Below are 10,511 nucleotides of genomic sequence, written 5' to 3' on the forward strand. Positions count from 1 at the left end.
TGAGACCAGATACAAGAAAGCATCTACGATATTCTGTTCTCAATTTGATATCCCGGGCTGGAGAGAAAAGATCGGTGATCCAATAATGGCTGATGCGATATGTGACCGCATTGTTCACGACTCTTACACGATAGTTATCGACTGCAAGGAATCGATGAGAAAGAGAAAAGGTGTGAACGAAGAGGGTTGATATGGCACCTGCGTTGCATCAAACAGACCGACTTGCGTCGGTCATGAGTTTAACGCATTAAGGTTTTCCAAGGAGAGTGGGTCTATGCTTAAGCATAAAAAAAGAGTGACGCACCCGGCATCACTCTCCTTGCTAAACCCCGTATCAGGCGCTCAGGTCGCACTCCTGCGTTGCCTTATCCTCCTGTACGGCTAAAAGCATACTAATGATACCATGGCACAATGTATATTGTCAATACTCAACCGCGCGGAATCCATGCACAATTCAAGCGTTCTCCGTGCACGGTTTCAGCGGAAACCATGCACAAAACGAACGGTTTATGTGCACTCACGGAGCGGAATATGCAGTTTAGTATTCTTGTTATTCGGAATAATCTTACGACCATCGGGTTTGTACCTCAATGGTTGTTTAATTATTGAGCAGTAAGAATCTAAAGCTATATCCCGCTGTTATCATCCATCTTCTTTCGCTTTTCTCGTGCTTCTATAGCCTTTTTAATGCGATTTTCGTGGCAGTGATCACATAATGTCCGTACCCAATGGATGCCCAAATCAGAATCGTTTCTCAGTTTTCCTTCAGCGCCACAAATCTCACAAGTGTGGCTGCTCTCTTCTTCCGCAGCTCTTACTATAGCGCGGATGTCATGTCTAAGCTTTGCCTTAGCATCATCTATATCCGCATTCGATTTTGGTTCAAAACGAATACTTTCTCCTGTAGCAAGGTTATCAAATGCAGCTATTCCACAAGGAGCATCCGTATAACTATAATAAAAGCGCAGCGTTCCGAATTTTTCTTTGATCTGGGCGGGTTCAAAGTCAATCTCCCCTATTCCAATCCCGTCTTCTGCGTATCGTTTAACAATGGACTCGCAGCAAGCCCTCAGAAGCTTATACCAGCCTCCGCCGCATTCAAAGCCCCATTTTCTGTAGATATTGGAGCCGTCACTATTCGAATCCTGTCTCATAAAGGGGAACTCACGCTCTAAAAGCAGTTGCCATTTCGGGGTACTAACTAATTCCCCATTCCTAACAAGCAGCAAAAAAATCAATCCCTTCTTTATAAACAAATTCTGTTCAGTTTCTACAACTTAAAGAACAGTATAACCATCGCGTGATTTATTTCCAGCCTTGCAAATGTTGGGATAAAGACCAGCCGAAACATCCTCGAAAAATTTCCTACTTATTAACCCTGACCACCCCGCCCCACACTCAAGCTTCCTGTAAGCAGTTTCATCACCGATCTCATAGCGCCGCATAAACGTGAAATCCTTCTGGATCAGCACCGCCCATCGGGGTATGCTATGAAGCTCCCCGTGTATAATTACCAACATGATCAGATCGTCTCTAATGTGATAATACCATGATCTGAGAGCCACTTTAGGGGTTTCTTATCATACTCGATGCTCAACGGAAGGAAGTTGGACCATGCCTGGGAATTTAAGAAGAAATGGTCGATGCCTTCAGCGTTCCAGTTCTTTCTGAAAGGAATCGTTTCAGCAGCTTCGCAAATTGCTCCAAGCCGTTTAGTATGCTCCCCATCCAAATTCTCCTGAAAGTCACCAGCCAGTATTAATGGCTGCTCAGTAGTATTATTTACCGCATTGATAACCTCATCAAAGAGCTTCTCCCTAAGCTCAATTCTTTTATTTACATACCAATTTGGTTTATGACCATGAATCGCCGTTTGGACCATATAGCAATTCATTATAGTCAGCTGCGGCAAAAATCTGTTGTTAAAAATTCTGACATAGCTAACCCGATTGGGCAGGCAGCAAGGAAACTCAAGGACTTTGTATGCAATTGAATTTTTTACCAATGTCACACAAATTAAACTTTTAAAGTGTGTAAGATGATCGAAGCCTGCAGGTGTGATAATGCTGTAATTAGGAAAGAATTCCTGTATTGTTTTAAGATGTTTTTCATTCTGCCCAGCAATAACCTCCTGCAGAGCTATAATCTCCGGCTCGTTATATTTATGGGATATATATTGAGCCAGCTCCTCAATTTTCTGTTTCTGAGTGAGTGGAACTGTTGAACACCAGCTATTCAGATTAAACGATACTATTCTCATATTTTAAGCTCCTTTCTTTTTTTAGTCGGGATTGTATGCATCTAAAAAATCTTCGAGCGTCCAATCTTCATCAAGCCCCAAAAAGTCTTCCAAGAAGTCATAATCAATATCTTCCATGTCGTCACCTCCCTTCAATAATACTAAAGCACATTCCATACGGAAAGCTTGTGTACTTTGCTTTAGTATATCACATCAGCCTAAAGCTGTCAAGGGGTTTTATCATTTTTTTATTATAACACTTCAGATTCTGTCCATATTCACTGCGACCCGCCGCTGTGAGCATTGAAACAAGAGCACAGATTCTAAGCCACAATGAGCGCTCTGGCACAGTGGTACCCCACTTGACGTATTAGAAGTAACATGATATTATATAAATAAAGCATTTGATATATGCTTTATTTATTGTGAGGTGAATTTAATGGGTAAAAAAATCAAATTACAGTTATGCTTAACAGAAGCTCTTTATGCTGAATTGCTTACAGAAGCACAGCAGAAAGGCATCTCCTGCCCGGCGGTGTTGATTGAACTCCTTGCAGAGCGCTATGGCAAGACCGACAAGGACTTTGAATCTGATATAACCAAAAAGGTTCTGGACGAATTCAGAGCATTTTCTGAAAAGGTCGAATTTGATAAAGAGTTTTCGATATTTGATGCATCGCCTACGTTTGCCGAGAGCAGAGACTATCGTTCTCTCCTTGGCAAAAAAATTGCGATATATGTAGCAGACGAATTCTTTCCAGGAGTGACCGCATCGAGATCTCGCACAGGAAATATACGAAGACGCTCAAATGGGGCAGCACTTTATATTAAGAGATCGAATGACAGTAAAGACTAGGACTATTTTGACAAATTATCTAATGAATTAATACAACTCCAACCTGTCTAAATTTCTGACAAATGGAGTTGTGCTTTTCATTTACTTTATTATATAATGATGTAGAACTATGTTATCTACATCATAATTTTACACTGTCGTTTCACCACCCTCAGGTGCTAGTGTTCGCAAGGACGTGTGGGTTCAAGTCCCTTCACCTGCACCATCATCTGTTAACAAAAAAGATGACAAGGGCTCAAATGACGTAGATGCGTCGTTTGAGCCTCTTGCTTTGTCAAATTTTTTTTATATCTTAACCGAGGATGACATTTTAATAAAAACGCAGTCCAACGGGACTTGAACCCATACATCACCGAATATTATCAAACAAATTACCGTTATGGGCTTCGGCTTCTTTATGATGGCAAGGAAGAGCATATGGGTGCCCTGTGTTATCCTTGCGGCGGTATGGCTGTGCCATATCATTTATTTCTGTTTCAGGGTCAGGACAATACAGCCCGGTGAAGATCAATAAGCACAAAGCCTAAAAACGGCGTATCTCTTACCCTCCCTTCGGCAGGAGAGATACACCGTTCTTTTTTCCGGTATTTCTGGATTATAACGAGCACATCCGGTCAGGTCTCTGCTGCTTATCTCACCTGACTTTGAGGCTTGCTTTTCCTCGCTCTTTATAAAAGCGCTCTTTCATGGCATACATCATCATATCAGACTCTTTGAGCATATCATCCACAGGCTTTTTACCGTCCGGTGAATAGCTATATCCTACAGAGCAATGATATTTTGTTTCGCTGACATTTGTCTCGATGCGCCGGATCAGATCCATCATTTCGTCTTGCCGGGCTTTCCGGCAAAGAATAACGAACTCGTCACCGCCTATCCTGTAGCCGAACTGTCTGCTTTTCAGCGCTCTGCGAAAGCAAAGTGCCAGCGTTACCAGCGCTTCATCTCCGGCAGCATGACCCTGAGTGTCGTTTATGACCTTCAGTCCGTTCATATCAATAGATATCATGGCTGTGATCTCCTCAGGATTCTTGCAGATATCTGCATTGTAGGCGTGCCGGTTGAGGAGCCCTGTCAGAGAGTCTTTTTTTGTCTGCTGCAGGATCTCGAAAACGTAATATACGAACAGCGCTATGGCGATAGTAGAGCAGAAGATCTTGGAGAAATCGCTTCCGAATACAAATGGGAAGATTAGATCAGAAAGCAGGGCGAGGCTGAGGAAGGCAATGGGAACGATCTCCATCAATTTCATGTTGCATCTTTTGAAAAGGAAATAGACCAGAGCAGCGCAATACGCCCCGGCAACAATGAAAGGCAGATATCCCAGCGGGCCGCGGGAAAAGGTGTTATTCTCGTCTATCCTTAAGACGATCCCTGTAAATATCGAAACGAAGTCGATGACAGTGAGTATGATCGAGGGGATGAAGATATACAAAGTCTGTTTCTTCACAAGTGTATAGATGATCTGCGAAATAATAAAGGGCGTCGCACTGTATCTAATCGCCATCAGAATGCTGCGTAGGGTCCTGTATTCGACCTGCGCTGTGCAGTTGAACTCTACAAATACGACAAGAGAGAGCAAATACACGCCGATTATCAGAACATACATACGCTTGATCGTTTTTTCATCCCAGAAGACCGTGATCCGGAGCGCTATCGCAAACGCCGCCAAAACCAGTATCAAAGACCAGTTCTGAAGCAAATATTCTTTTATCATGAGATATCCTTTCACAATAATGTGATCAGTTTATTATACTGTTAGTTATTCACATAGCCTTCTTATGAGAGCAGGCCGAGTGTATCCTGTATAATTATAGTATAGCATATATATCCGCAAATTGCAATAGGCCTGTGCCATTATATATGGGCACTTTCTGATCCTCCGGATGCTGCTGAAGAGTCACTCGCTCCAGAGGAGCTTTATGTTCGGAAGGGTCAGTTTCATAACATCCTGTATCTCGTAGGCGACTCCGTTATCTTTCAACTCCTGCAAAAAGCCGTTTACATAGACAGGATCGGAAAAAGGCTGGATAATATCAAAGATGAACCTCCCGTTCACAGCAGAGATCTCAATGATTATACCCCTGTCAGGGCATCGTGTCCATGTTCTGAAATCGCGGATATACTTCTCCGCATCGCCGAATCCGGCCTTACCGACATAGCTTATCACAGCTGTCATGTTCCTGTTCAGCATTTCATCGGCAGCAGACATTGCATCAAGGCGCTGCTGATCTGTCTCCATATTTTCCAGCATCTCTATGATCGAGACAGCAGCCTTCGCCCCGGAAAGGATCGTTTCGTCACAGGACTGTTCAAAAACCCTCCTGCGGAATTCCTGCACCTGCCGGTCTATGGGGAGGCTTCGCAATCCATCATCGTATTCCAGCATTGAAAATCCCACAAGGCTTTGGTGCGCTGCGGGAGCCCTGAAGGCTTTTCTCTGATTTACACACAGGATGCTCCTGATCGGTGCATCCGCATCCGGATTTAATTTTGCAACAGCACGGCTCAGCAGCAGCGCTGTCATCGTCCCCGGGCTGCCCTTATGCTTTGCGTTGAAGCTCATGAACTCCGCCTCGGAGAGGGCTATGCTGTAAACAGTTTTACTGCGGTCGTTCCGAAGCTGGAGAACCCCGGTCAGATCGAGAGCCGGAGCCATTTCCGACGGCTGAGGAGCAGGAAATTCTCTCACTGCTGCAACAGGATCATCCCATTCCTCGGCAGAGATAACATCCCCCGCAAGACGAATGCCCTCTCTGCTCAGCTTCTCATCATATCTGGCTGAGCAATAATAGTAAAGCAGCGTGCGAATGACCTCGTATGCACCTATACCGTCTGTAAGGCCGTGAAACAGGTCCAGAACTATCCGGTCACCCTCGGCGGAGAACGCGATCATGTGGTAGTTCGAGCTTTCAGAATTCAGCTCCGTACCCTTAAGGGTATCGCTGATAACGACAGGCTGAGTGTTCTCCGCAAATACATACTGCCTGCCCTTTTTCCTTAGCCGGACGCAGAAATAGGGGTAACGCTGCATGGTCATATCCACAGCCTTCCGCAATACAGAACGGTCGATCGGGTCGCGCAACCGTATCATCATTCTTATCGCGTGAGGGTCATCTCTCCTTGTGGAATAAAGCGTCTGTAATGCTATGGATAGTTTCTGTTCCATACGTCACTTCTTCTTTCGTTTGTTCCTGCCGCTCGGGAAATGGCTTGCTTATATTTATTATATCACAGATCTTCCTGTTTTTCAACCCATAGGAAAAAAGCGCCCGCACTCTGACGGACGCTCCATGCGTTACTATATATCTTCTTATAGCTCCTCTTTACTGAAAGCGGAAAGCCTGATATGATCTGAAATGGTCTGTTCTCATTTTTGCAGTTGCTTTTTTACATACTCCCTTATGCTGCTTTCCTCGCCTGTAACAGAGCCGCCTCTTACAGACAGAGCCTTGACAACCTTGGCATCCGGCTCAAGCTCTCTGATAGTATTAACTGTCGATGAGAAACCGCTGCCCTCGTGAGTCACGAATACATAGATATTCTTCCCTGCGAGATCGTATTTCTCGAAGAAGGTGTATACTGGCACAGGCAGGTCTGTCCACCAATTCGGAAAGGCAAGCCAGATAGTGTCACATTCCTTGAGATCAGTAAAATCGCTTTTCAGTTCAGGGCGCTTGCTGTCCGCCTGTTCCTGCTTTGCCAGATCAACTGTGGCATTGTAATCAACAGGATAGCTTTCCTCCGAAACTATCTCATAAGCTTTGCAAGGTAAGTGGAGATGGTAAATAAAAAAACTCGTCAATATTTTCGTTAATAAGTCACACGAAAGCCCGTATTTACGGGCTTTTTTTCATTTATATACCAATGGCCAAAGGGCAGATCACTTGTAACAATTACATCAGCTATGTTTGTGCGTCTGCCAAGACTTAACGTATTTACGCGGTTTGCGGGACGTTGGTATTGACGTATCAGGGTTGAGCACCGATGCGTCTGCCGAGTTTAATATTTCGATATACACAAAACGGGCGATGAATTATATCATCGCCCATTGCTATTAGTTTGGTAAATAGTTTCTTTGAAATCAACTGAACCTAAACATAGACAAGCAATATAACCAATGCAGGCTGACCGCTCGCTTTTATTCTTCAATCGCCAAAAATCCCTGCTCAAAAGCTCCCGGGAACTGGAATTTCTTATCAATGCCATTGAACACAACAACGATCATTCCGCCGTCTATTCTCTTGACCTGACCGAGCCCGAAGGCTGATGTCAGATATGGTATCCTGGGCTAGTACATCTTTCAGGAACTCAGTGAAGTTATCAAGTGCCTCCTGTCTCTTTTTGCAGACTAGGTTATATTGCTTAAGCTCCTTATTCTTCTTGTCCAGCTCTTTGACCTCTTTTTCCTTCTTGTTGATCATCTTGTCATAGAGCTCTTTCCTGCCGAGGTCGTTAAGTCTCTCCATTATCAGATTCTCAATATCCTCGTTTAGCTTTTCTATCTTTTGCTCATTTTCTTGTATCTTCTTATCGTATGCCGGCTTTTTTCTTTGCCATTCTCTGACGATATGCTCATACTTCTTACTCTCACCTAGAATATGCTTATACCATGAATTCATCACGCCTGTGCAGATGATTATGAAGTCCCGAATGTTCCAGAACCACAGCTTAACATTGGCTCTCAGGTTTCAGAGCAGAAATATTTTTTCAATTTGCACCTCCAAAACAAAAACAGCCGGGTTTTATCCCGACTGTAGCTACATAGTCTAAATTTACGGCATTGTGATCTCACCTTACAGATCCTCGTATCTGAGACCGCACAGATGATACTCCTCATCTCTCATGATCTCAAATGGAATGTTGGCTTGTTCAAGCTCGCACAGCAGTGCTTCAAAAAGCTCCCTTGAAGAATTGTGCTGACCTAATGCGACAAAGAAGCTGTGATTTATGCATGCGATCTCGGACATAACATCAACTGCGCATACTTCCGCAAGGAAATAAAGCTCTTTGATATAGGGGTCAAGAGGACCAAAGCTGCGGCTGTTCACATAGGATACCGACGCAGTCCAGCGGCTTGCTGATGCGGCTTTAGGAAGAATATCCAGTTTCATTTGCAGCGGCATCGCCTTCAATTTTTCAAATCCAATTTTTCTCGTTTTTATATACCACGCTGAATTTTCGGACTGTGCCTGGAGCATAAGCTGACCTCTTGTAATGGTACACGACTTCATAATGTCATCAAGCTGATGTTCTTTCGGGAAATCAAGCTCATAGGCATTGGCAAACATTCTGTAATTATCGAAATTGCCAAACATGGATTTATGGTCTATCGCTACGGACACGGTGACAGTTTTTTCACTTTCGGGATCAGCACGTCTTATTGCCTTTGAAATGAGCACAGCCAAAAGCACGTTCGGGCTTCCGTCATTCTCCTTACAATATTTCATTACGGCATTTTCGGGCAGTTTCAGGTAATAGATATGATCCGCTTCACCGTTTCGTGACGGCAGACGGTAAAAGTCCTGAGTTGGTTCTTTCCGGTAAAATGGTTCTTGTATGCTGTCGGTATCCACAGCTGCAAAAGGATCGCCCGTTTCAGATCCGGGGATCTCGCTTCCGGGCAGACGAAAGCCCTGAGTGGAGAAAGAAACACCTGTTTTTTTGGAAAGATAGACAAATAGCAAGCTCTTGAAAAACGGCAATACACCTGCACCGTCAGACAGAGTATGGTTTATTTCAAGGCAGATACGGTCACCCTCATATTTAATTGCTGCAAGGTGATAGTTAGCCTCTTTTGAAGCAAGCTCTATCGGTGCCCAGGTATTCCGCACGGTCATAGGCAGTGGATTGGGTATAACGACGATATCGTTACCCTCGATCTTCGCTCTTACATAAAAATACGCAAAACGCTCACGAAGCTCCTCTGCAGCTTCTTTCAGCAGATTTCCATCTATATCCTCGGCAAGCACTGCTGTAACGCCCATTGTCATCGGGTTTTCCGGCGAGCACGAACACAGCATAGGGTCGTAGTAATGTTCAGCCATTTATATTCCTCCGATCTTTTTTTATTATATCATACCTCCCACTCATTTTCAAGCTCAAAGCATTATAGTTCCAGCTTTATTTCACCTTTCCAAGCAGCTTACTTCCCATACTCAGCGTATGGCTGACACTCATCATATTAATTCTGACCGATGTATCAAGTCCGAACATCTGTGCAACCTTTGGCACTTCGGTTGATGACAAACATAAGCCCATTGCCATAAGCGGATGCTGTGAGTAGGTCAGAAGTCCAAGATACAATATCGTTGTCTTCAAAAATGCCGTGATGCAAGTTGCTATGACCTGCTTGCACCAACTTTGGAAGCCTTCGGTATACATCTTTTAAGAACTCCGCAAAGTTGTCAAGCTCGGCTAGTCTTTGCTTGCAGGCTATGTTATACTGCTTAAGTTCCTTATTTTTCTTATTAAGCTCTTTTATTTCCTTTTCTTTCTTGTTGATCATTCAATGATAATCAATATGAGTAATAGACATAATACCATTAACCATATATTACAATTCCGTTATTATAAAAACTTTTTATATTATGTATCTGCCTAGATAATGGGAACGCCTTACTTTGTGCTGTGGCTGTTCACCAAAGGCCTTGCGATAGTGCTGATGGGAAACACGCTCCTGCTTGCATCTGTCGGCGTGTTCAAAGCGGCATACCTGTTTAAGACCAGAGCCGTCAAAAAAAACGTAACAGAATAGATCATATCAACTGTCAGCTGCTGAAACTGCTTTTTCTCCCTGAGATTTGGCAAAGCGTATCATATTACGGTTATAGCCCGTAGTAACGAGATACGCTTTTTCTTTGTGCGCTTGCATCAGACCGCTTAACACAAATCCGCTCAGTCCGTTGATCCGCGCATCAGGATCGGTCAGATCGAAAAGCTCTCCCGAGTCACGTTCTACGATAAGAACGCTATCGTCTTCAAAGAAAAGCGAAAGCTCGACCAATATCGGCTTCTTTGACCGCTTGTTGATGCCCAGAACGGTGAGCCCTATCTCCTCCGCAAACAACCCAGCACGGTTTGCCGTCTCTTTAGGGTACTGATGTGAAAGCAGCAAGTCTGCGACCTGTACGGAGAGTGCGGTTGCGGACTGAGGACTAAGTGTATCGTCAAGAACAACGATCTCGGTATCCATATCGCCCAGCAAAAACGGGAAGTCGTTTTTGCCGAACCTCAGATACACAAAAAGCATAGCGCAAACAAGCGTCAGTATCGGAGCAGCGACAAATCCCGCCCACAGACCGTTTATGCCGAAAACGGCAGATCCGAGTATCGGCAGGAGAATATATAACAAACCGTTCTGAAAGCACGCTATGCAGGTCGCCATACCTATGCGGTCGATCAGCATATAGTAAG

Annotated in this window: 12 protein-coding genes; 3 read left to right on the forward strand and 9 right to left on the reverse strand. The window is 44.1% G+C overall.

Annotated features, from left to right (window positions below; genetic code table 11):
- A partial coding sequence (locus T494_RS13085) for an ATP-binding protein (protein ID WP_037344790.1) occupies positions 1 to 190 on the forward strand: 190 nt, incomplete at its 5' end.
- A 436-nt stretch (positions 191 to 626) separates the two neighbouring features.
- On the opposite strand, the gene T494_RS0111365 is transcribed toward T494_RS13085, so the two are convergent.
- Both T494_RS0111365 and T494_RS0111375 read right to left on the reverse strand, forming a co-directional pair.
- Positions 627 to 1,256 (reverse strand): hypothetical protein, encoded by a 630-nt coding sequence (locus tag T494_RS0111365; protein ID WP_155984113.1) that lies wholly within the window; start codon positions 1,254 to 1,256, stop codon positions 627 to 629.
- A gap of 266 nt (positions 1,257 to 1,522) precedes the next feature.
- A complete protein-coding gene (locus T494_RS0111375) occupies positions 1,523 to 2,260 on the reverse strand; it encodes an endonuclease/exonuclease/phosphatase family protein (protein WP_028506402.1) in 738 nt (245 codons plus the stop codon).
- 418 nt (positions 2,261 to 2,678) lie between these two features.
- On the opposite strand from T494_RS0111375, the gene T494_RS0111385 reads away from it, so the two are divergent.
- Entirely contained in the window at positions 2,679 to 3,095 is a 417-nt protein-coding gene (locus T494_RS0111385; protein WP_028506403.1) for a hypothetical protein, read from the forward strand.
- Positions 3,096 to 3,729: 634 nt separating this feature from the next.
- Here the strand turns inward: T494_RS0111385 and T494_RS0111390 are convergent.
- The 6 genes from T494_RS0111390 to T494_RS13960 all read right to left on the reverse strand — a co-directional run bounded on the left by T494_RS0111390 (position 3,730) and on the right by T494_RS13960 (position 9,479).
- Entirely contained in the window at positions 3,730 to 4,779 is a 1,050-nt protein-coding gene (locus T494_RS0111390) for a GGDEF domain-containing protein (protein ID WP_242836445.1), read from the reverse strand.
- Between the two features lie 216 nt (positions 4,780 to 4,995).
- Positions 4,996 to 6,264 (reverse strand): hypothetical protein, encoded by a 1,269-nt coding sequence (locus T494_RS0111395; RefSeq protein WP_155984115.1) that lies wholly within the window; start codon positions 6,262 to 6,264, stop codon positions 4,996 to 4,998.
- 201 nt (positions 6,265 to 6,465) lie between these two features.
- A complete protein-coding gene (locus T494_RS13090) occupies positions 6,466 to 6,900 on the reverse strand; it encodes a flavodoxin (RefSeq protein ID WP_051540398.1) in 435 nt (144 codons plus the stop codon).
- A 394-nt stretch (positions 6,901 to 7,294) separates the two neighbouring features.
- Entirely contained in the window at positions 7,295 to 7,717 is a 423-nt protein-coding gene (locus tag T494_RS0111405; protein ID WP_028506406.1) for a hypothetical protein, read from the reverse strand.
- A gap of 174 nt (positions 7,718 to 7,891) precedes the next feature.
- Positions 7,892 to 9,142, reverse strand: a complete 1,251-nt coding sequence (locus T494_RS0111410) for a hypothetical protein (RefSeq protein ID WP_028506407.1) — start codon at positions 9,140 to 9,142, stop codon at positions 7,892 to 7,894.
- Between the two features lie 76 nt (positions 9,143 to 9,218).
- A complete protein-coding gene (locus T494_RS13960; RefSeq protein ID WP_155984116.1) occupies positions 9,219 to 9,479 on the reverse strand; it encodes a conjugal transfer protein TrbL family protein in 261 nt (86 codons plus the stop codon).
- Positions 9,480 to 9,702: 223 nt separating this feature from the next.
- Here T494_RS13960 and T494_RS14250 point away from each other — a divergent pair, with 223 nt between their 5' ends.
- Positions 9,703 to 9,852: a hypothetical protein gene (locus T494_RS14250; protein WP_155984117.1), complete on the forward strand. Its 150-nt coding sequence runs from the start codon at positions 9,703 to 9,705 to the stop codon at positions 9,850 to 9,852.
- A 6-nt stretch (positions 9,853 to 9,858) separates the two neighbouring features.
- On the opposite strand, the gene T494_RS14060 is transcribed toward T494_RS14250, so the two are convergent.
- A partial coding sequence (locus T494_RS14060; protein ID WP_028506409.1) for a hypothetical protein occupies positions 9,859 to 10,511 on the reverse strand: 653 nt, incomplete at its 5' end.

The organism is Ruminococcus sp. FC2018 (genome assembly GCF_000621805.1).
Lineage (GTDB): Bacteria > Bacillota > Clostridia > Oscillospirales > Ruminococcaceae > Hominimerdicola.

Coding starts and splice junctions, on each gene's coding strand:
- T494_RS0111395 (WP_155984115.1), bottom strand. CDS start 6,264: ATGGAACAGAAACTATCCATAGCATTACAGACGCTTTATTCCACAAGG.
- T494_RS0111410 (WP_028506407.1), bottom strand. CDS start 9,142: ATGGCTGAACATTACTACGACCCTATGCTGTGTTCGTGCTCGCCGGAA.
- T494_RS14250 (WP_155984117.1), top strand. CDS start 9,703: ATGGGAACGCCTTACTTTGTGCTGTGGCTGTTCACCAAAGGCCTTGCG.
- T494_RS0111385 (WP_028506403.1), top strand. CDS start 2,679: ATGGGTAAAAAAATCAAATTACAGTTATGCTTAACAGAAGCTCTTTAT.
- T494_RS0111375 (WP_028506402.1), bottom strand. CDS start 2,260: ATGAGAATAGTATCGTTTAATCTGAATAGCTGGTGTTCAACAGTTCCA.
- T494_RS0111405 (WP_028506406.1), bottom strand. CDS start 7,717: ATGAATTCATGGTATAAGCATATTCTAGGTGAGAGTAAGAAGTATGAG.
- T494_RS13960 (WP_155984116.1), bottom strand. CDS start 9,479: ATGTATACCGAAGGCTTCCAAAGTTGGTGCAAGCAGGTCATAGCAACT.